21 protein-coding genes are annotated in these 20,271 nt (G+C 51.9%); 4 read left to right on the top strand and 17 right to left on the bottom strand.

All coding sequences use genetic code 11. The annotated features are described in order from the left end of the window. The first annotated feature begins 48 nt into the window (after positions 1-48). Positions 49-1,731, top strand: coding sequence for a type 2 periplasmic-binding domain-containing protein (locus tag PGRAT_RS04985; protein ID WP_025707518.1), 1,683 nt, complete (start codon positions 49-51; stop codon positions 1,729-1,731). 481 nt (positions 1,732-2,212) lie between these two features. Here the strand turns inward: PGRAT_RS04985 and aroB are convergent, their stop codons facing one another. Beyond that, a complete protein-coding gene (aroB, locus tag PGRAT_RS04980) occupies positions 2,213-3,355 on the bottom strand; it encodes a 3-dehydroquinate synthase (protein WP_025707519.1) in 1,143 nt (380 codons plus the stop codon). Positions 3,356-3,644: 289 nt separating this feature from the next. Here aroB and PGRAT_RS04975 point away from each other — a divergent pair, with 289 nt between their 5' ends. After that, complete coding sequence (locus PGRAT_RS04975; RefSeq protein WP_025707520.1) at positions 3,645-4,541, top strand: putative RNA methyltransferase; 897 nt, start codon at positions 3,645-3,647, stop codon at positions 4,539-4,541. A gap of 52 nt (positions 4,542-4,593) precedes the next feature. On the opposite strand, the gene PGRAT_RS04970 is transcribed toward PGRAT_RS04975, so the two are convergent. Further along, the gene (locus PGRAT_RS04970; protein ID WP_025707521.1) at positions 4,594-5,184 is read right to left on the bottom strand and encodes a TetR/AcrR family transcriptional regulator; all 591 of its coding nucleotides are present in this window, start codon (positions 5,182-5,184) and stop codon (positions 4,594-4,596) included. 204 nt (positions 5,185-5,388) lie between these two features. Between PGRAT_RS04970 and PGRAT_RS04965 the strand changes: the two genes are divergently transcribed. Continuing rightward, on the top strand, positions 5,389-6,600 hold the full coding sequence (locus tag PGRAT_RS04965; RefSeq protein ID WP_025707522.1) for an MFS transporter: 1,212 nt from the start codon (positions 5,389-5,391) through the stop codon (positions 6,598-6,600). A 173-nt stretch (positions 6,601-6,773) separates the two neighbouring features. Here PGRAT_RS04965 and PGRAT_RS04960 read toward each other — a convergent pair whose 3' ends face one another. The 4 genes from PGRAT_RS04960 to PGRAT_RS04945 form a co-directional block, all read right to left on the bottom strand. Beyond that, complete coding sequence (locus tag PGRAT_RS04960) at positions 6,774-7,268, bottom strand: GNAT family N-acetyltransferase (RefSeq protein WP_025707523.1); 495 nt, start codon at positions 7,266-7,268, stop codon at positions 6,774-6,776. Between the two features lie 129 nt (positions 7,269-7,397). Then, entirely contained in the window at positions 7,398-8,249 is an 852-nt protein-coding gene (locus PGRAT_RS04955) for a GNAT family N-acetyltransferase (protein ID WP_025707524.1), read from the bottom strand. A gap of 10 nt (positions 8,250-8,259) precedes the next feature. Then, positions 8,260-9,021, bottom strand: coding sequence for a WecB/TagA/CpsF family glycosyltransferase (locus tag PGRAT_RS04950; protein ID WP_025707525.1), 762 nt, complete (start codon positions 9,019-9,021; stop codon positions 8,260-8,262). Next, entirely contained in the window at positions 9,018-9,536 is a 519-nt protein-coding gene (locus PGRAT_RS04945) for an NUDIX domain-containing protein (RefSeq protein ID WP_025707526.1), read from the bottom strand. The genes PGRAT_RS04950 and PGRAT_RS04945 overlap by 4 nt, the downstream gene beginning before the upstream one ends. Before the next feature lie 144 nt (positions 9,537-9,680). Between PGRAT_RS04945 and PGRAT_RS04940 the strand changes: the two genes are divergently transcribed. Further along, positions 9,681-10,211, top strand: a complete 531-nt coding sequence (locus tag PGRAT_RS04940) for an FAD-dependent thymidylate synthase (protein ID WP_342342273.1) — start codon at positions 9,681-9,683, stop codon at positions 10,209-10,211. Here PGRAT_RS04940 and PGRAT_RS34770 read toward each other — a convergent pair. The 11 genes from PGRAT_RS34770 to PGRAT_RS04890 all read right to left on the bottom strand — a co-directional run bounded on the left by PGRAT_RS34770 (position 10,208) and on the right by PGRAT_RS04890 (position 20,107). Continuing rightward, positions 10,208-10,390, bottom strand: coding sequence for a MerR family transcriptional regulator (locus tag PGRAT_RS34770; protein WP_337588172.1), 183 nt, complete (start codon positions 10,388-10,390; stop codon positions 10,208-10,210). The two genes, PGRAT_RS04940 and PGRAT_RS34770, sit on opposite strands and share 4 nt — an antisense overlap. Positions 10,391-10,413: 23 nt before the next feature. Further along, a complete protein-coding gene (locus tag PGRAT_RS34765; protein WP_337588173.1) occupies positions 10,414-10,587 on the bottom strand; it encodes a MerR family DNA-binding transcriptional regulator in 174 nt (57 codons plus the stop codon). Positions 10,588-11,049: 462 nt separating this feature from the next. Next, the gene (locus PGRAT_RS04930; protein WP_218918643.1) at positions 11,050-11,313 is read right to left on the bottom strand and encodes a hypothetical protein; all 264 of its coding nucleotides are present in this window, start codon (positions 11,311-11,313) and stop codon (positions 11,050-11,052) included. Beyond that, on the bottom strand, positions 11,282-11,815 hold the full coding sequence (locus tag PGRAT_RS04925) for a hypothetical protein (RefSeq protein ID WP_042266143.1): 534 nt from the start codon (positions 11,813-11,815) through the stop codon (positions 11,282-11,284). The genes PGRAT_RS04930 and PGRAT_RS04925 overlap by 32 nt, the downstream gene beginning before the upstream one ends. 132 nt (positions 11,816-11,947) lie before the next feature. Then, complete coding sequence (locus PGRAT_RS04920) at positions 11,948-12,874, bottom strand: ADP-ribosylglycohydrolase family protein (protein WP_042266141.1); 927 nt, start codon at positions 12,872-12,874, stop codon at positions 11,948-11,950. A gap of 66 nt (positions 12,875-12,940) precedes the next feature. After that, positions 12,941-13,939 (bottom strand): Gfo/Idh/MocA family protein, encoded by a 999-nt coding sequence (locus tag PGRAT_RS04915; protein ID WP_025708512.1) that lies wholly within the window; start codon positions 13,937-13,939, stop codon positions 12,941-12,943. Positions 13,940-14,089: 150 nt separating this feature from the next. Beyond that, entirely contained in the window at positions 14,090-16,057 is a 1,968-nt protein-coding gene (locus PGRAT_RS04910; RefSeq protein ID WP_025708513.1) for a PTS fructose transporter subunit IIABC, read from the bottom strand. 239 nt (positions 16,058-16,296) lie between these two features. Further along, complete coding sequence (locus PGRAT_RS04905; protein ID WP_025708514.1) at positions 16,297-18,243, bottom strand: BglG family transcription antiterminator; 1,947 nt, start codon at positions 18,241-18,243, stop codon at positions 16,297-16,299. Positions 18,244-18,363: 120 nt separating this feature from the next. Next, entirely contained in the window at positions 18,364-18,714 is a 351-nt protein-coding gene (locus tag PGRAT_RS04900) for a DUF1648 domain-containing protein (protein WP_025708515.1), read from the bottom strand. Between the two features lie 140 nt (positions 18,715-18,854). Next, on the bottom strand, positions 18,855-19,244 hold the full coding sequence (locus tag PGRAT_RS04895; protein ID WP_025708516.1) for a (deoxy)nucleoside triphosphate pyrophosphohydrolase: 390 nt from the start codon (positions 19,242-19,244) through the stop codon (positions 18,855-18,857). A gap of 146 nt (positions 19,245-19,390) precedes the next feature. Then, positions 19,391-20,107 carry a YceI family protein gene (locus tag PGRAT_RS04890; protein WP_025708517.1) on the bottom strand — a complete coding sequence of 239 codons (717 nt, stop codon included), beginning with the start codon at positions 20,105-20,107 and terminating at the stop codon, positions 19,391-19,393. Positions 20,108-20,271 lie beyond the last annotated feature (164 nt).

Raw genomic sequence — 20,271 nt, 5'->3', positions numbered from 1 at the left:
TTGGTACAGTACACATGTAAGGATTACACTCAGTAGGGGGAAATGATGATGGTTAAGCTCAACAAATTAGGCTCGTTCCTCATGATTACGGCTCTCGTCACACTCACAGCCTGCAGCGGGACATCGGATGAGAATGCATCAAAAGGCAATGCGGCTTCCAATAGCAGTGCCAGCACGTCTGAAGCCGATGCGGCCTTCGCCAAAGGCAAATACGATCCGCCGATTGAAATCAGCTCCGTATTAATGCCGAAGAAATACGTGCACGGCGACACGAAGGAAAACAATGTACATGACCGCTGGATGCTGGAGACTCTGGGGATCAAACATAAAGATACCTGGTACCCCGCCAATGACGACCAATACAGACAAAAGCTTCAGCTTGCCATCTCCTCCGGCGAGAAGCTGCCTGATTTCGTATCGGTACCGACCAATGCGGTATTAACCAACCAATTGATTGATTCCGGCCAGTTCATTCCGATTGATGAGCTGTTTGACAAGTACGCCAACAAAATTCTGAAGGACCATGCGGCGGCACATCCTGAGCTGTGGTATCCGTTCATGAGAGACGGCAAGAAATATAATATGCCGATTCTGGAATACACTGACAATGACGATACGCTGCTGTGGCTCCGTGAGGATTGGATGGAGAAGCTGAATCTGGAGGCGCCCAAGACCATCGCCGACTTGGAAAATATTATGGACAAATTCAAGAATCAGAACCCTGATGGCCTGGCTCCCAAAGATGTGTATCCGCTCGCGATTTCACTAAAAAACAATACAAACACTTGGATGGGCTCACTGGACTGGCTGTTTGGCGCTTACGGCACCATCGAGGAGCAATGGAACAAGGATGCAAACGGCAATCTGGAGTATGGTTCTGTAAATCCGGGTGCGAAGCAAGCTCTTGCGAAGCTGAAGGAATGGATGGATAAAGGTTATATTCATGCGGACTCCGCTCTCTGGGATGAAGCCAAATCAGCCGAAAGCTGGACCAAAGGCACCGCGGGCATTCTGCCAGGGGCCAACTGGGTACCGGACTGGCCTGCTCCCGATCTGCTCAAGAATGTAAAAGGCTCCAAGTACAAGGCCTATCCGATTCCTGCAGGACCGGATGGTCTGATCGGCACCAAATGGCAAAATTCCGGTGTCAACGCCAGCATTATGATTAATAAGGATGCCAAGCATCCGGAAGCGATCTTCCTGTACTACAATTATTTGCTCGACAACTTGGCTAATCCGGCTGCTGGCAGCCCGTACGAATATGGCTTTGCCAAAGGCTACGACTGGGATATCATTGATGGCCAGCCAACCAGCGATAAAGAAAAGATCAAGGACTTCTCCAACGAATTCCCGTTCTTGACCGGCCCGGCCCGTATTCCTGATTTGTATATGAAGACACTCGTCAAGCTTGCAAACGGTGAAAAACCGGTAACCCCCTATGAAAAACAAATGGCTGAGTTCCGCAAGCCGGAGAACTGGGCTGCCGCCAAGATCGTAATGTCGCAGAAAGATATCCGCAAGCAGAACTATTTTACCGGTGCAGCCACACCGACTATGGTCTCCAAGTGGAACCTGCTGCGCCAGTCCGAGATGGAAACCTTCAACAAAATCATCTACGGCAAATTGCCGGTTGATGCCTTTGACGAATTTGTCACCAACTGGAAAGCTAACGGCGGGGACCAAATCACGAAGGAAGTCAACGACTGGTACAAGTCGGTATCAACCAAATAACCGGCCGGAAGTTCGGGGCTGGCTCAAAAGCCATAAAATGGCTGCTTGGGTCAGCCCTTGTTGTTTTGAGCAGAACCCGCGTTAACCTCTGGGAGGGCCTTCTGCGGAAGGCTGTTGTTTCTGTGGAAGGCCGCATTTGTTGCACAACATGCAGGATTTGTGACCAATAGGTGGAGCCAGGCCCACATTGTTGTACTATTCGCAGGATTTTCGTCTATTTCGCGTACTTAGGGCACGGATTGTTGTATACCGTACAAGATCTTCATCCATTCGGCCTGCTTATGGCACATTTTGTTGTATTCCGTGCAAGATTTCCGAGGGTTAACACCTTAGGGGAACCCTTTACGTGGCCTTCCTCGGCCATTCCAAGTGGAAAACGCTTTTCCAACTAATACCTTTCACCGGCTTCTTCGCCAGCGTTAGCTGTTAGCTGGAAAAAGGCGATTGAATTCGGCTGATTCTACTAATGCCATAAGAAACCCTACATACGCGGCATCTCTTCCAGCGCTGCCAGAATATCGGCTTCTTCGACCGGGATGGAATAGGAGCCATCCGCAAAACATTTCATCGCACCGATCCCGTCCTGGAACACAAAACGGATGCGGCCGCTGCGTACTTTTTTATCGGTATACATCTTATCCACCAGCTGCCTGTTCGAGATGGAAGCCGGTATTTCCGTCGGCAATCCCGCCTTCTTCAGCAGCGCAATTAATCGCTCCGCCTGATCTTCGCTCATGTATCCGCGCTTCACTCCCAGCTTAGCCTGAACAACCAGCCCGATCGCAACCGCTTCTCCATGCAGCAGCCTATAGCCGCTCAGCGCCTCAAGCGCCCGCCCGGCGGTGTGGCCCAGATTGAGAATCTGCCGCAAATTGCTCTCACGCTCATCCTGCTCTACCACTTCATATTTGATCCGGCAGTTGGCAAGCGCAATATGCTCACAGACTCCGGCATCGAGCACGAGCTGTCCGCGGTCCGAAATGACCTTGCCCATGTTCTCTTCCAGGTAGCTGAAAAAATCCGCATCCCCCAGGCACGCATGCCTGATGGTTTCGGCCAGCCCGCTTCTGAATTCACGTGCGGGAAGCGTGCGCCAAGCAGCCAAATCTATGTACACCTTACGCGGCTGGTGGAAGAGGCCGATCAGATTTGTGGCCACCGGCGTATTCACACCGGTTTTGCCGCCGACCGATGCGTCAGCTGCGGCCAGCAGGGTTGTTGCATAATTCAGGCTTGGCACTCCGCGGCCAAAGGTTCCGGCCAGAAATCCGGCCAGATCAGTCACCGCCCCGCCGCCTATGGCGATGATACAGGAGTCCCGCCCGTAAGCGCGGTTTAGCAGCTGATCCTCCAGCAGCGCCTTCGTTTCCCGGGTTTTGGACGCTTCCCCTGCCGGAAAAGAAAACAATTCAGCTGCAAAGCCATTTTGCCGCAGCCGTTCAAGCAAAGGACGGCCATAGAGCGGCTCAACCGTAGAATCAGTAATAATGGCGTATTTGCTCACATTCGGCACCAGCCCTTGCTGCAAATCCGCAATCAGCGAATCGAACAGCAACTCCCCGATCTCAATCGCGTAGGAGTCATCGACTACCTTTTTCAGCACAACCTGAAAGGTTCGGGACATGACAAAACCTCTTTTCCTCAAACTTGAACATCATCTAGATAGGATTCGCCCACAAGGGAATATTCTCCTGCCGCTTTGACCCCAAGACCAGTGATGCTATATTGGAAAAGGGGATCTCCCCACACTCTTTGGGATTGGAGCGGGCGGCCATGATCATAAAATTCATTCGTTTGCGTTAATGAGAGGCACAGTGCATTAAACCCGGTCTTTTTTTGAAAAGACAAGGCCCCGGGTTTATTTGTTTGTGCCTTTTTCATTCAACCAAAACGAATGAATGGGGTGTATTCACATGTCCGCAACCACTAAAAAAATAATTCTGGCCGGGCTTATGGCTGCTAATCCGGGGCTGTTTTGCTGTCCTCTTTGTGCATGTCCGATGAGCCTTACCGGATGTAAAAGCCTGATCTGCAGCAATCATCACTGCTTTGACCTGGCGAGGGGCGGGTATATCAATCTGCTCCCCCGCCCGGCGGGAGGAAAATACGGGAAGGAACTGTTTGCCTCCAGAAAAGCTGTCGTAAACAGCGGGTTCTTTGCACCTGTAGATACTTATATCTCCGGCCTGATTACAGGCAGGGAGCTTGCCGGGAACGGGCCGCACCGGATTCTCGACGCCGGCTGCGGTGAAGGCTCGCATCTGGCAGCCATTCAGGGACTCGCAGCGGCTGGTCCGCACCGTTCACTGCTTGGCGTGGGGCTCGATATCTCGAAAGAAGGCATTGCGCTCGCTGCCAAGAACAATAGCGAAAGTACTATCTGGTGTGTAGGCGATCTTGCACATTCACCCTTTGGCAGCGGGCAGTTTCATTCGGTTCTGAGCATCCTTGCCCCTTCCAATTATGCGGAATTTCAACGGCTGCTTACTCCTGACGGAATCATCGTCAAAGTCATTCCCGGCCCCGGTTATCTTCAAGAGCTGCGCGAGCTGCTCTATGGGTGCTTAAGCAGACAGACGAACGCGGATAACGAAATCCGTGAACGCTTTAGTGAGACTTTTGAAATAACTGAGGCCCGGCGCTTCCAATACAAGGTCTGCCTGCAACCACCTCTCCTACAGCAAGTGATCAGCATGACTCCCTTGTCCTGGGCTGCAGACAAAGCCAGGCTCCGGAACGCGCTTCAGCTATACGAACTGGAGATTTCGGTGGATCTGACCGTACTTGCTGGCCGGAAGCAGCCTTCATAAACCTCATGCAAAGAGGGTGTCTCCTGCTGGACACCCTCTTGCTTTTACACACTTAATATAAGCCGTTACTGCTAAGCATCGAATGTACAGCCTGATCCATAAAATTCCGCTCGGGACGGCATTTCATCATTACAGTAAGCCCAATCAGTGCAATGACCAGCGACTGGGCCAGCCCTTTGGCATCCGTACGGGGATCAAGCTCACCTGTCCGCATCCCCCGTTCCAACGTTTCCTGAAAAATCACGGCAAGATACATCTGGTGTTCTCTGGTCAGTATCTCAAACTTCGGATCATGCGGTGATAGCTCCACCATTGTGTTGATGCAGAAACAGCCTTTATTCGAACCTTCCTCCCTGTACTCTTCCTCCACCAAATGTTCAAAAAAAGTGCGGAAAGCCGCCTTCACAGGAGCCTTCTTCTGAAGACTGGCCCGCACACTGGCCGCATGGGATTTGGTATACATCCGCAAGGCAGCTTCAAATAAACCCTTCTTGTCTCCGAAAGCCGAATATATGCTTGGCCTCTGAATGCCCATTGTTGCAGTAAGGTCGCTTAGCGAGGTCGCTTCATAGCCTTTTTCCCAAAAGATCTGCATGGCAGCATGCAGCGCCTTCTCTTCGTCGAACTCACGTGGCCGCACCATAAGTTCCTCCTTTACATATCGATTGGTATGTTATAATTCTAGTTTTTAAAGTGTGGGTTGTCAATTGTAATCCCCATGCCCCTTACATCCACGGATTAATATTGACATTACTTATTTTTAGGGGTTATATTAAGCAGGATTTATAATGTACTGATCGGTATGTTACTGATCCACAATACTTTTGGAGGAGTTGAACCAGCGCCCATGGAGAAGGTCCAAGAGAAACACAGCCCACAAACGACCCCTTCCATCTCGCGAAAGACCGCCCTCTTGTTTGCAGCCGCCAGCGGGCTTTCCGTCGCCAACATCTATTTCGCCCAGCCTTTGCTGGATGCCATCGCCGCGGAGTTCGGTATCCGGCATTCTGCGGTCGGCATTATTATCACGCTTACTCAAATCTGTTATGCGGCAGGACTGCTGCTGCTGGTTCCGCTTGGCGATTTGCTGAACCGGCGCCGCTTAATCACCGGACAGATGCTATTATCCGTCTTGGCTCTTTTAATAGTTGGGACGGCCTCAAGCGGAATTATGCTGTCCATAGGCATAGCCGGGGTAGGATTACTCGCCGTTGCCGCACAGACTCTCGTAGCGTTCGCCGCGAGTCTCGCCTCTCCCGCCGAGCGGGGGCGGATTGTGGGTGTGGTGACCAGCGGAATCGTGATAGGTATCCTGCTTGCGCGGACTTTTGCGGGATTATTGACGGATGTTGCGGGTTGGCGGTCTGTTTATCTGGCATCTGCGGGAATGACACTGTTTATGGCCGCGGCATTGTACAAAGTACTTCCTGCTGCAGGGGCCGCCAAAAAATCCTTGTCTTACTTGACTCTGGTACATTCCGTGTTCCTGTTGTTCGCCCATGAACGAATATTGCGGGTACGCGCCGTTTTCGCTTTCTTCATTTTTACCGCTTTCAGCATATTATGGACTTCACTGGTGCTGCCTCTCAGTGCTCCGCCTTATTCACTTTCGCATACCGCTATCGGAGCCTTCGGTCTGGCCGGGGCCGCCGGAGCCTTAGGCGCAGCCAAGGCAGGACGGCTTGCAGACCGGGGCTTCGGCCGGCACACCACCGTCATCGCCCTAAGTCTCCTGCTGTTGTCCTGGCTGCCGATCAGCCGGGCGGAGCATTCGCTTTTTGTTTTGGTCATAGGCATTATCATCCTGGATTTGGCGGTACAAGCCATACATGTCACCAACCAGAGCCTGATCTTTAAGGTACGGCCCGAGGCACGCAGCAGACTCACTGCCGGTTATATGATGTTCTATTCTCTGGGCAGCGCCTCCGGCTCTATCGCCTCTACCCAGGTCTACAGTTACGCAGGATGGAATGGGGTATGCCTGCTGGGCGCGCTCGTCAGTGCCCTGGCGCTTGTTTTTGCACTCTGTTCTTCCAGAATCCGCAAGGATGGCAGATAGCCTTCCTGCACTTCACAGCAAGAGGGTATCCCATTTGGGATACCCCCTCTCTATTAGTACATCAAATCTAAAGCATTGCACCTGACGTTCTCTTCAATGATAAGCCCCAGTCTATGGGTTGTGGAACTGGAAAGATGGACCTGTACGAAAGCACAGTCCGGCAGATCAAAATATCATCTATCCGGCCTGCCCTGGTTACTAAGAACTACTGACGTTTCGACCTGCCGTTCCGGGATGCTCCAGTATTGGCTGAGCAAGTGTCGTTTCTCGTCGGCAGGTACCAGCCTGAAGCCATTTTTGATGTAAAAAGAGATTGCCCAATTTGCCGCTTCCCATGTACCGATCAGGATTGGCTTGCTTGTACGTTCTATAATGTGCTTTAGCAGCTTGCTTCCAATCCCGCCTTGACGCTGAGCCGTTCGGACATAGGCATGTCTGATTAGTGACACCTCGCCTTTATCCTGAATCCCCATCACACCACACAGTTCCCCATTGTCTTCAAATCCCCAAAAGACGACCCCATCCTGAATTTCCCGTACAAGTTCATCCCGGCTCATGTACGGCTCATGATAACGGTCCGCCGGAATGACACCCTGGTATGCCTTAGCGGCATCGTTGATAATCTGGTACATGTTCTCCTCGTCCTTCTTCTCGCACAATCGGATCACCAGGCATCTCTCCTTCACTGTCTTCATGGATTGGTCAAAATGATCTTGGACAGCAAGACGGCAGACTTCCTTAAGCGGAAGGTTCAACAAACTTCACAGCCAATTTGCCGAGTGTACATATAGAGCCTTTTAGCGGTCTGGACTTGGGTAAGTATGATCAGCAAAAAAGCCGCACTCGACGAAATGATTTCTTTCATAGAATCTTTTAGCCCCTGTGTTGCTTGCCGCCACCCGCAGATAGATGTTTCCCTCGGCATACAAGGCCCTCATGCGTTTAACACAGCCCTGCAAAATGGTTCGCCCATACCCGCAGTTCTGGTATTGTGGTGCTACAACGACATCGCGGATAAATTGTCCTTCTGAAATACATGCACCCACTAATTGATGATGCAGCCAAAATGATTGCACCCCTCCAGCCGATCCGTATCCGGTAAGTGTCCTCATAAAGGTATCCGGGTTGTTCCGGTATCGATCTACTTCCCAGCCATTGTCTTCATTTAATGAATAATATGCTCCGTCAAATAATTCAATAAACGACTCCAGCATATCCGGCGTGAACTCCCGTTCCCATAATTCAGACTGTTCGTCCAAGAGAAGCTGCGAAGCAGAGTCATACATGAGCTGATACCCTTCCATATCTGAGACAAAACCAAGGGATCTGACAAATTCAATAACATCCCTATTTTCACCATATACATTAAAGCACAATTCTCTGCACTCATCCGCTTCCAGGTAAGGCTTCATACTATTCTCTATAACCCTTAACAATAAACCGATCCGGGCTATTTGATTAAAAACAGCGTAAGCGATAATGCAATCGTCATCCTCTGCGAAACAAAACACACCCTGATTATCCCCGGATTCTTCATAGTACACAACCGTTACCCTTTGTTTGGCAAAAGCAGTCCTGACGTAATCCTCTGCTCCAGTTGAAATTAGCGAAATAAGCCGCAGTATTTTATCATTATTCTCTTTGTCCATCTGCCCTCCATTATCTCCGGATCATCTGACGGATCATCGTCCGGTATACAAATTTCGGCAGCGCGGATTGTCTGCGCCAGCGCGATTTCTGTCCCTTGGCAACGGGAGAAAACAGCAAGCGGTGTGCCCACTCGAGGTTAAGCTTTTTCCATACAGGAGGTGTAGGCTTTACTTTTCCCGAAATCACATCCAGACTGCCCCCTACGCCAAAAACCAGTTGAACTCCCGCAAGCTCACTCTTATGCCTATGAAGCCATTTGTCCGAGAACGGAGCACCCATAGCAAGAATAAGAATGTCCGGCTTGGACTGTTGAATGCCGGCGATGATCTCCGTTTCCTCCGCTGCGTCAAAAAATCCATGATGCCTGCCGGCAATCCTGACTCTTGGGTAACTGTGCTTGATCTTTTCCACCGCTTGCCTGCTGGTTTCTTCATCTGTACCCAAAAAATAAAAACTCCAGCTCCGCTTATTCCCCTGCTCCAATAGTTTCAGCAGAAGATCATATCCCGTAACCCTTTCGGGGATGGGATTACCTTGTCTTCTCGCCGCCAATACGATGCCGATACCATCTGGAACAACCATATCCGCTGATTGGATTATGCGCTGCAGCAGCTCATCCGATTGGCTTGCGAGCGTTATTTCAGGATTGGCCGTGATCAGATGAAACAGCTTGTCCCGCTTGTTCTCAATTTGTTCAGCTAAATGAAGTGTCGTCTCCTCAAGCGTCAGCTTGGAAAATGGCACACCTAAAATGCTCACCGTTCCGTTCATAGACTCACCCTGCTTTCCCAATCCTCGAGCACCGCCCAGTTCATTGCTGCTTGTCCCTGCTTACCGTGCATGGTGCCAATGTAAGTTTTGTGATTATATATTCCAGTTTCAAGGAAGTGCCGTATCACTGCTTCAGTAGAAGCTGAGACGTGCTGGCTGGATACTTCATTGCAGTCCACCCAGAGCAGTTGGCCTTCATCACTCTCAACCAGTTCGCTGTCCGCCGCTGCCTCTCCTGTGAAAATGTATTGAATGCGGATCTCCCGCTCATCCTTCATTCTGTGCACGATGTACCGGAGTTCCAATCCGGTAAGCGCGTGTTCTCCCAGCCCAGTCTCCTCTTGAATCTCCCTAAGGCATGCCCGCTTCGGATCGCTGATCTCACCGCTCTCCATATGTCCTCCGACGGGAACAAGCAGTCCGGGAAGAAACGCACTGGTTGGTTTCTTTTGCAGAAATAACACTTCCCTGCGCTTATTAAATATGAAGGCTACGGCCATTTGCCTAAGCTGCACCTGCTGTCACTTCCTTTAACCCTATAGAAATGATGATCACCCAGGGAAATTATACCATGCTCATATCGATTAGAGAATTAGAGACTGCCGCTTGTTGCAGGAGAAAGCCCCCTATTCCCGAATAAGAATTAGAGAGCTTACTATATCGTAATCCAACTGGAAATCTATGCTCCGCTCATGGTCGCCAGGCAGTGGTGGAAATATGTAGTGGGTTCAGCTCATTATGAGGGCACTGGAGACAGTCTGGAGGCGTGGAATGAATCCAGCCGCAGGTATATTACGGAGGAACCGGCTTTTTATATTCCTTCTGCCGGACAGTGGAGAGGAGCTCCCGAGAATTCAAAACAAGGCAGCGGCGGTCTGGTGGCTTGGGAGCTTGGCGAGAAATATACGCGAGAACTTATGGAGTACACCCAGCTGGGCATGCAGAAATATGAAGCCGCTTTGGCCGATGGCATCTGCGCCGAACAGGCCAGACTGTTCCTTGCGGCATACGGCCTGTATGTTCGCTGGTATTGGACGGCTTCCCTGCAGTCCGTTGCCCATTTTCTGAACCAGCGGCTGGAGCATGATGCCCAGCAAGAGATCCAGGACTACGCGAAAGCAATCCTTGAAATCGTGAAAACCTTGTTCCCGGTAGCCACAGAAGAACTGCTGGCCAGACAACAGGCCTAGTCCTTATCCGGCGGACGAAAGGATTTCAGGTAATTATGAACCTCATCACTGGGCGTTTGAAGCAGACCGGCAAGCATATCCTGAATGGAACGCAGCGCCTGTATCCGCTGGTCAATTTCCGCGATTTTGCCCCGGACCCGTTCTCTTAAAGCTTCAGCATCCATGTCCTGACCCAGCATATGCAGCACTTCCTGGATTTCTTTCAGCGAGTACCCCAGGGAAACTTAATCTTTACCAGATAATCCTCCGTACAGATCCGGTAGCCATTAGCTATCCGCGCGGGGACAGGGAGAACGCCGCTGTCCTCGTAATAACGGATGGCTGCCATGCTCAGCCCGGTCCGTTTCGCCAACTTTCCGCGTGTCATTCCTTCCATGCCTAATCCCCCTGCCTATCGATACATTGTTCACCGCAACACTGAGCCGGTAAGTCTTACACTTGGAGGTACCAAGCGGTACCAGAGAGGCACCAAATCGGCACCAGAGCAATACCAGAACAGTACCATAGAGGTACCAGGGCGGTACCAGAGCAGAACCCAGGGTCCTTAGTGGAAAAAGTAGGCTTAATTTCCTGCCGTCCGCCGCTAGATCAAGCTTAGTGGGAAAAAGTAAATCTAATTTATCCATGTCGGCCGATAAGCGGTTAAAAGCCCCGAATTAAGTATACTAATTCCCACTAACCATCGTCTGAGGAGCGGTTACCAGCGAATTAGTTTTACTTTTTCCACTTCGCATTCAACTTCCAAGAACCTCCATCGCTTGCACAAGACGCTGCCTGTCCGGGTCGTTCCCTCCTGTCGGGAAAGGCGGAAAAGCACCCGCTCAGCAGTCTGGATTCCTCAGCTCGTATAGTCCTGATCAAACTTTACCTCGGGAAAATCAGCCGATGGCCCTTCCAGCAGCAGCTGCGGCTCCGCTTTTAAATATTGGTCAAAGAAAGCTCCCACATAAGAACGGGTGATATCGATAGTATGCACCGGGTCAATGCCTTTGGCAAAAAGCTTCGGCGACAGCAGCGCAATATCCGTATAGCTCTGGTGGATAAAATGGTCAACGGTCAGATAGTAGATGTCATTGGTACTTTTGGTCATAACCGAATCCAAATCCGGGGCAAACTCCTCGTAAAAAACCTTGTCCATTAGGGGGCCTAGGAGCCTCTGCCGTTGTTTCATCCCGTTCCCGCCTGCGGCGCTTCAACAACGGCACTTCTGCCGTTGTTTCATCCCGTTCCCGCCTGCGGCGCTTCAACAACGGCATTTCTGCCGTTGTTTCATCCCGTTCCCGCCTGCGGCGCTTCAACAACGGCACTTCTGCCGTTGTTTCGTCCCGTTCCCGCCTGCGGCGCTTCAACAACGGCACTTCTGCCGTTGTTTCGTCCCGTTCCCGCTTGCGGCGCTTCAACAACGGCACTTCTGCCGTTGTTTCATCCCGTTCCCGCTTGCGGCGCTTCAACAACGGCATTTCTGCCGTTGTTTCGTCCCGTTCCCGCCTGCGGCGCTTCAACAACGGCATTTCTGCCGTTGTTTCGTCCAATTCCCGCTTGCGGCGCTTCAACAACGGCATTTCTGCCGTTGTTTCATCCCGTTCCCGCCTGCGGCGGTTCAAAGCGAACCCGCCACGAATCCTCCCCTATCCAAAACGGAAGAATATCATAACTTCCCGAACCTCAAAAAAGCTCCGCCGCCGCGGAGCTTCTACCTGCTCTATTTACTTTACTTCCTGCCTGATGCTATCCGCTTACCTTCCTGCCCGCTCGCCGAACAGCCGTCCGGCGTAATCGCTGATCAGACCACGCATGGCAAGTCTGCCCGACCACTGCGCGGGTATGCCGCCGAGGCCGTAATAGGCTCCGGCAATCTGGCCGTAAACCGCGCCGGTGGTATCGGCATCATCACCCAGGTTAACGGCCAGCAACGCGCCTTCGGCGAAGCTGGACGATCTGTGGAATGCCCACAGCGCCGCTTCCAGCGATTGCACCACATAGCCGGAGCCTTTAATCTCCGGCGGTGCCTTAAGCTTGTAAGAACCGCGCTTAATGTCCAGAATGCCGGGAGATAGCGTCTCCTCCTCCAGCCAGCCGCCGAAGGCGTCCGGGGCCAGCAGCTCCTGCTTGCTCCAGCCGTGCAGCCCGGCGAGGATATAAGCGGCCATCAGGCGGCAGGCATCCACGCACTCTGCGGCGGCATGGGTGGTCCGCGAGCTTCTCGCAGCATACTCTATGGCCGCCGCCGGGTCCTCCGCATAGTACATAACCACCGGGGCCAGGCGCATGACCGGGCCGTTCCCGGCACTACGCGGATCTTCCGAGCCGCTGTATGCTTCGCCGCTGGCCTCGAACTGCAGCAGCGCAGAGCGCGTGGCGTTCCCGATGTCGAAGCACTCCCCGGTGCTGCTCAGGTACCCTTCGCGGAACCACCGCACATACCGCCGCATCTGATCGGCAGGATCAAAGCCCGGAGCCGCCAGCAGACTGTCCGCCAGGCACAGTGCCATCGAGGTATCGTCGGTCCATTGCCCCGGCTGCAGCCCGAACACTCCGCCGCCGACAATGTCCTCCAGTGGCGCAAACGTCCCCGGCGCCTTGAACTCGACGGTAGTCCCCAGCGCATCACCTGCTGCCAGCCCTTGCAGGCAGCCTTGATACCGGTCGCTGTCCAGTGTCATTTCGCACCTCCTGTTATCCATCTTCTGTCTATCGCCCGTCATTGAACGGAGCAATCATCGTGTCGTTTATTCCCCGGGATACACGAGTCCCCACTCCGCACGAACCTGATCCAGCAGCTTCAGAACGGCTAAAGATTCATCCAGCGTCAGCGCCGGGCTCTCCGTAAGCCCCGCCTGCAGACAGCGCCCCACTTCTTCGGCTTCAAAGGCATATCCGGTAGAAGTCCGGTCATCTTCAAAGGTCTCCACAAGCTCACCGCCGGCATACAGCTCGGCTGACCTCGGATTTACAAAAGAGCCCTTTACGACAATATGGCCTTCCGTCCCGAACACATAGGCCTCCTGCATCATATTCAGGCGTACCCCGCCGTTTAAGGAAGCCGATTTGCCCCCGCCATAGGACAGCAGCAGCGAGAAATGCTCATCTACCCCCGTTTCCCCCATATGTACAGTGCTGGCCACACTCTCCGGGTGGGGTCCAAAGATCATTGAGGCAAAAGAAACCGGATAAATGCCGACGTCCAGCAGCGCACCGCCGCCCAGCGCCGGGTTCAGCAGACGGCCCTCCGGGTTCCAATCGGCACGGAAGCCGAGATCCGCCTTCACCAGCCGGACGTCTCCGATCCGCTGCGCGGCAATCCATTCTCTGACCTTGACGTTAGCCGGAAGGTAGCGGCTCCACATAGCTTCCATCAGGAACAGCTTATGCTCACGGGCATACGCCACAATCTCTTCAAGCTCACCGCTGTTCACCGTAAACGGCTTCTCGCAGAGTACCGCCTTGCCTGCACGCAGTGCGAGCAGCGCATTGTCTTTATGAAAAGGATGGGGTGTCCCGATATAAACAGCATCCACCTCCGGATCATTGACCAAATCCTCGTACGTGGCATGGGCTACGGGAATGCCGTGCTTTCTGGCAAATTCATCTGCACTCTCCTGACTGCGCGAACCTACAGCATAGGCAAGCCCGTTCGATGCATGGGCCAGATCGGTTGCGAACTGGTGCGCGATCCAGCCTGTGCTGAGAATTCCCCATTTTACCTTGTAAGCGTTACCGATTGTCATTGATGAATCCTCCTTATGATTGGCCTGAGGTACTTTTGATTCTATCAAACTATACCTTGCGAGTACAGGCTAGGCGGGAACGGCACACAAACAGGCTGGCGGTCCCCGGGGTTGGGGATCGCCAGCCTGTATCTACTTTTCCACCCTGAATTAGTGCACCTGCCCCAGCAGCTGATAAGCCTCTTCCTTCGTCGCAACCGCAAGAAGCGCTTCTCTGAAATCATCATCCATCAGCTTGCGGGACAACATTTGCAGCACCTTCAGATGTGTGTTTTCCTTGCTGTTGCGCGGGACGGCAATCATAAATATCAGCTTCGCGTGACTGCCGTCTACACTTTTCCAATCCACTCCGTCCTGCTTGATGCCAAAAACCACGCTCGGCTTCAAGACCGCATCCGACTTACAATGAGGGATGGCAATATTCATGCCGATGCCCGTAGAGCTTTCGTCCTCACGCGCCAGTATCCCTTCTTTAAAGTCGCGCGCAGAGCTGATGGCCCCGATTCCAACCAGAACTGCAATCATTTCATCAATAACAGCGTCCTGTGTGGTTCCAGCTAAATTCAGCTCAATCAGATCCGGTGTTACAATATCCGTCAGTTTCTCAATATGTCCAGAAGACGTTTCCGCGCTGACGGCTGTTGAAGTCCCGGCTGGTTTGGCCAGCTGAACATTTCCCGTGCTCTTTGGAGCATCAGCCGGTTCTTCTGGATGATAATCCTCAGCTGCAACGTCCCGCTTCAGCAGAGTCACCATGGCCACCGTCACGGCAGAGCCGACGATAACGGCAATGAAAAACATAACAACATGGTCAACAGCACCCAATACAGCTACAATAGGTCCACCATGGGCTACTTTGTCGCCTACATTCCCCAGCATCGCAATGACCGAACCAGCCATTGAGCCGGCCATAATACTCGGAATCACGCGCAGCGGGTCCTGGGCAGCAAAAGGAATCGCGCCTTCAGTAATCCCAAACAACCCCATGGTGAATGTCGCTTTCCCGGCTTCACGTTCAGCAGATGCAAATTTACGTTTGCTGATCATTGCAGCCAGACCCATCCCGATCGGCGGAATACATATAGCTACGGCGATAGGGCCCATAATTTCATAGTTTCCTTCACCGATCATGGCCGATCCAAACAGGAAGGCGACCTTATTAACCGGACCACCCATATCGAAGGAGATCATAGCGCCCAGAATCAAAGCCAGCAGAATCGAGCTTGTTCCCTGCATCCCGGCAAGCCAGCCGGTTAACGCTACAAACAATTGGGCAATAGGAGCTCCGATGAAAAAGATAAAGATCAAACCCACAATCAGTGAGGAGAGCACGGGAATAATGATAATGGGCATAATCGGCTGTAACGCCCGCCCAACCTTAATTTTACGGATGCCGAGTGCTACATAACCTGCCAGAAAACCAGCGATAATCCCGCCAATAAACCCTGCCCCTGCTTCACTGCCATAAAAGCTTCCGTTCGCGGCGATAAATCCGCCGACTATACCCGGAGCAAGTCCCGGCCGGTCTGCAATACTCAATGCGATAAATCCTGCCAGGATTGGCACCATAAAGGTAAATGCAGCAGAACCGATATCCTGAATGTTCTTCCAGATGGAGCCTTCCGGTATCACTAGACCGCCCGGCGTTTTCACACCGCCAATCGTCAGGGCAATTGCGATCAGCAGCCCTCCAATGACGATAAAGGGCACCATATAGGAGACTCCATTCATTAAATGGCGGTAAACCGGGTTTTGTTTCGGCGCTTTATCCCCCGGACGGCTGTCGGTAGAGCGAGACTGTGGTTGGTACACTGGCACTTCGCCTTTAATCACCCGTTGGATCAGTTCTTCCGGATGGCGGATACCCTCTTGCACTCCGGCCACCAGCAGCTTCTTCCCGACAAACCGGTCTTTCACTACGGTCTTGTCCGCTGCAATAATGATGCCGTCAGCTTCACGAATTTCGTCCTCCGTCAACTCATTTTCCACACCGATGGAGCCCTGTGTCTCAACCTTAATTTCGATGCCTAATTTCTTTCCTGCCTTCTGCAGATTCTCAGCTGCCATATAGGTATGTGCAATGCCGTTAGGACACGAGGTTATCGCTAATATTTTCATAGTCATCATCCTTTTCGAGTATTCTTAGCGCTTACATTGAAAAGTATACCCGCCTTATATACCGATATCGGATAAACTTTTTACCGGAACTTCCGGAAAAACGGATTAATACTAACAAAAGCATCACCATCCTCCATAAGTGCCCAGGTCCATTCTGCCCAAAAAACGAGGGGTATCCCAAGCAGCCGCTTCATGGCTGTTTGAGACACCCCTCCTCCAACGCATATTCCATTTGTAATTTATCCGTTTAGCTTCCGGAGCAGGACCATTGCATCCGTTTCTTTGGCCAACGCGCTGACCAGTGCAGGCTGCTCGCTAATCCGGGACAATTCTCTGAACAGCTTCCGCATTTCTTCCCGTTCGTCAGGTTTGACCGCAAGCAGGAACACCAATTGTACGGTTTCGCTCCCCCAGGACAGCGGCTGCTTCAGCGCAGCAATAACAATAGAAGATTGTCTGATATACTCCGAATTCCCATGCGGGATAGCCACGCCTCCGCCAATGGCGGTATTGGACAGTTTTTCTCTGGCCAGCACACTCTCCGCATAACCCTGTTCCGCATAACCCTTCTGTTCAAGAACTCCTGCCAGCTTGGCAATTAACGCTCCGGGACGCTGCGCCTCCTGCTGGAGAAAGACCAGGAACGGGGTTGTATACTTTAGAAAAACGGATTCTTCCACCCTGCGGTCAGGCTCATCCAGCCGCCGGATGGCCTGCTCCAGCAAGCGCTCATCCCTGGGTTCCAGAAGCGGGGAGACGACTATATGCTGAACGTCCTCGGGGAGAGCCACGGTGGATATAACCAAATCCACGTCATGTGCGGCCAGATATCTCCTGACCTCAGCTTTGGATATAGTTGTTCCCACATGCACCGACGGGAATTTGCGTTCCACTTTGGTACGGAGCAATTGAGACATCCCGATGCCCATGTGACATACAATGACGGCCTTTTGCGGCTGCCGCTCACTCTGCTGCAGCCGTTCAACAGAAGCTTGAAAATGCAGAGTGATATAGGCCGCCTCTTCTTCTGGAAACGTTTGCCGAACTGCTTGGCCTGCCGCTTCCAGAGCCTCAATCACACGGTCAAACATGTAGGGATACATCTTTTTGATATCGGCCAGCATCGGATTGGTTACCTTCAAGCCATAATGGAGACGATTCAGTGTAGTGTACAAATGAATCTTGAGTCCGTTCAGGAGCACCTGGTCCCTGGAGAACTCGATCATATTCAGTTCCGACATCCGCTGGACCAGCTGCCTGATCAGTTCCGGCAGAAGCGGATGGCTGTCCGCCAACAGGGTCCGTCTTCCCTCTGTCTCCTCCTGCCCATATCTGAATTTTCCGCCCAGCAAATGCAGGGTCAGGTAGGCTGCTTCCTCCCGTGAGAATGAAACTGAAAAGAGCTTATGCAATTGCTGTAAAAATGCTGCAGCCCAAGTATATTCCTCTTTTTCCTGCAGGAAGGAAATATCCTGTTCCAAAAGCGAAACGGGCTGGTTCAGCTTGGTCCGTTTGACCATCAGCAGAATATGCAGCATCAACCCTTCGAAGGTTTCATCTGTAAACAAGAGCCTGTGCTGTTCCTGAAATATTTTCAGTTCATGATTTACAGCTGCAATTTCATGTGATTCAAACTGTTTGCGCATCCATTGTCCCGTAAGTTCAGGGCTGTCAATCAGCTGGTTCAGCCTGGCAAGGGCCAGGCGTTTATTCTTTTCGGTGCCTTTAATCATAAGACCTATGCGGGGCCGGATAATTAACGCCAGGTCAAGATTATGCAGCCAGTGCTCAATCTTCTCCAGATCTCTGCGGATTAACGTTTTGTTCACATAATACTGTTCAGCAAGCTCTTGCGTAGTCACCGGGCTGGCGTTCATCAGAAGCCGGTAGGCGATATGCAGCACTCTTTCTTCATCAGATTCATGTTCTGTCTTATGCTCCTCGGAATACAGCAGATGAAGCAAAACAGACTGGTCTTCTTCACCCAGCTCCAGATAAATCCCAAGCCCCGGCTTTCTCACAAGTTGTGCTTTGGAATGCTTGTTAATATAATCCTGAATGACCTTCAGATCACTTCGAATGGTTTTATCCGAGCAGGCGGCCTGATCCGCCAAATCCTGCACCAGCCATAAGCGTTCTGGTTCCATTAACAAATTCCGCATTATCTCTGTTTGCCTCTTGTTCATTCTGCTCTCCCATATTCGAGTTAGTTTAGCCGAAAGGGTTAAGAATAGGTTTTATTCTATATTCCTTATTATAGCTACAATATCGGATTGCTAATATAACTTTCGGAAAGAGCATCCCCGCTACAGCATAGCGAGCAGAGCACAGATGCTAATCGCGGCAAAGGCCGCCGTCACAAGCAGGGTTGCCGCATTCCAGATCCGGTGAATGGACGCCATGTTGTGGATATAGCTGCTCAGGAACATTCTGCGCAATAAAAATTGCAGCAGCCGCATAAAGCCGAAGCCGAACCAGCTGAGCAGGCAGAGCATGGCGACATCAATACTCCATTTATTTACAAACCGGTCAGCCGTGGCTCCGCTGTAATGAATCGGCACGAAATCCGGCATCCGCGAGTAGAGATAGAAATACAGCACGATAGGAACCATCGCCGCAGCACTGCATACGATCATCGTCAGTCTGCTTTTGAACATACATTGTCAACCTCCTGTTGCTACAAACATCGGGTGCGCAGCAAGCTGCCTGCGTCTACCCGCAGTAAATAAACCGCTATTGAAATCCGCAGCTCAAGTACGTACTTTTCCACTATATAGTATATCGTCTGCTGGCCCGCTTACCTTAACGGCTCCAGCAGCCTGTTCACAAAAGGGATATCGGCCGGAGCAAAAGCAAACCCGTCCAGCTCCTCCGCAGTCACCCAGCGGAAAGCGTCATGGTCGCTCAGCGTGATCCTGCCTTCCAGATATTCGGCCTCCCAGGCAATCAGCCTGATTGTGAATCCGTCATAGTTATGCTCATTCACACCAAAAGCCGCATAAGGCAGGATGGCGATCCCCATCTCCTCCATCAGCTCTCTGCGGAGGCAAGCCGGCGCGTCTTCGCCGTCCTCCAGCTTGCCGCCGGGAAATTCCCACAAGCCGGCCTGGGATTTGCCCTGCCTCCGCCGCGCGATCAGGATACGGCCTTCATGGTTATATATAATCGCCGCTGCTACTTCAATCACAGAGCTTCCCCCTCCACACAGTATAAGTAAAAATATACCGCTGAGCAGGTTGGATATCCAGCGAAAATCAAAAAACTCTTCCTGAAAGCCGCTAATAGGCAGCAGCCGGGAAGAGTTTTTTCATTGATTTTACTGAGCTGGTTCTTTTATTTCGACAGTACAAGCTCCAGACGGACCTCCAGATTATTTTCGGTGTCCAATACAATCGAGTGCGGGTTGGCCATGCCGAAATCCGCGAAGGTCACAGTGGTTGTACCCGACAGCATAAGCTGCCCGCCGCTGTATACAGCCTGGGAATCAAAGGTGACCTCTTTTTCTTTGCCTTTTACTGTCATCGTGCCTTGCAGTTGAACCGGTACCGCTGTACCTTCCGTCCATTCCGCCGGCAGCTCCGAGAAGGATTTGACGACAAAGGTGGACTGCGGGAATTCTGTGACTGCCAGGAAGTCCGCTCCTTTTACATGCTCATCTCTCTTCGCGTTGCCGGAGTCCAGGGCGCTCATCTCTACCGTTCCTTCACCGGTCATCGCGCCCGAGTCGTTTAGGTTCACATTCCAGGTTCCTGTAACTGTAGGATCTACGAAATTGACTGTTTCCTTGGAGGTCGTTACCGACCAGTATACTTTGGAAGTGTCGGCGATGTTCCAGACACCATTTAACTGCTCTGCTGTAACGGCGGCTCCTGTCGGTGCGGCTGCCGCATTCGCCGTGTTCGTCCCGTTCGACGCCCCTGTCTCCTGTGTCGGAATAACGGACTCGATTTCAACATTGTTGCCCAAGGTGTTATTCAAGAAAGCAAATGCGGTAATTGCTCCTGCGATAACGACTCCGGCGGCGATTATGGCGGTTGTTTTTTTCTTCATCCTATTCCCTCCATCCAAATTTTTGCATATGCCCTCTATGGCCTGGTTCCCATTCTAACAAAGCAATATGTCGGGAATAAGTCAAAGCAGTGTGGCCGGCATTTGTGGTAAAATTGTCGTAATTTTAACTAACCGTTGAATGTCGTTAAGGAGACTGGACTATA

This window comes from Paenibacillus graminis, assembly GCF_000758705.1.
Taxonomy (GTDB): Bacteria; Bacillota; Bacilli; order Paenibacillales; family Paenibacillaceae; genus Paenibacillus_AQ; species Paenibacillus_AQ graminis.
This window is presented reverse-complemented; position numbering and strand designations above follow the sequence as displayed.

Excerpts from the sequence above, each read along its gene's own strand:
- PGRAT_RS04955 (WP_025707524.1), bottom strand. The coding sequence starts at position 8,249 with ATGGACAAAGAGAATAATGATAAAATACTGCGGCTTATTTCGCTAATT.
- PGRAT_RS34770 (WP_337588172.1), bottom strand. The coding sequence starts at position 10,390 with ATGCTGGGTCAGGACATGGATGCTGAAGCTTTAAGAGAACGGGTCCGG.
- aroB (WP_025707519.1), bottom strand. The coding sequence starts at position 3,355 with ATGTCCCGAACCTTTCAGGTTGTGCTGAAAAAGGTAGTCGATGACTCC.
- PGRAT_RS04975 (WP_025707520.1), top strand. The coding sequence starts at position 3,645 with ATGTCCGCAACCACTAAAAAAATAATTCTGGCCGGGCTTATGGCTGCT.
- PGRAT_RS04920 (WP_042266141.1), bottom strand. The coding sequence starts at position 12,874 with ATGACACTGGACAGCGACCGGTATCAAGGCTGCCTGCAAGGGCTGGCA.
- PGRAT_RS04965 (WP_025707522.1), top strand. The coding sequence starts at position 5,389 with ATGGAGAAGGTCCAAGAGAAACACAGCCCACAAACGACCCCTTCCATC.
- PGRAT_RS04970 (WP_025707521.1), bottom strand. The coding sequence starts at position 5,184 with ATGGTGCGGCCACGTGAGTTCGACGAAGAGAAGGCGCTGCATGCTGCC.
- PGRAT_RS04905 (WP_025708514.1), bottom strand. The coding sequence starts at position 18,243 with ATGAACAAGAGGCAAACAGAGATAATGCGGAATTTGTTAATGGAACCA.
- PGRAT_RS04890 (WP_025708517.1), bottom strand. The coding sequence starts at position 20,107 with ATGAAGAAAAAAACAACCGCCATAATCGCCGCCGGAGTCGTTATCGCA.
- PGRAT_RS04900 (WP_025708515.1), bottom strand. The coding sequence starts at position 18,714 with ATGTTCAAAAGCAGACTGACGATGATCGTATGCAGTGCTGCGGCGATG.
- PGRAT_RS34765 (WP_337588173.1), bottom strand. The coding sequence starts at position 10,587 with ATGGAAGGAATGACACGCGGAAAGTTGGCGAAACGGACCGGGCTGAGC.
- PGRAT_RS04985 (WP_025707518.1), top strand. The coding sequence starts at position 49 with ATGGTTAAGCTCAACAAATTAGGCTCGTTCCTCATGATTACGGCTCTC.
- PGRAT_RS04950 (WP_025707525.1), bottom strand. The coding sequence starts at position 9,021 with ATGAACGGAACGGTGAGCATTTTAGGTGTGCCATTTTCCAAGCTGACG.
- PGRAT_RS04910 (WP_025708513.1), bottom strand. The coding sequence starts at position 16,057 with ATGAAAATATTAGCGATAACCTCGTGTCCTAACGGCATTGCACATACC.
- PGRAT_RS04915 (WP_025708512.1), bottom strand. The coding sequence starts at position 13,939 with ATGACAATCGGTAACGCTTACAAGGTAAAATGGGGAATTCTCAGCACA.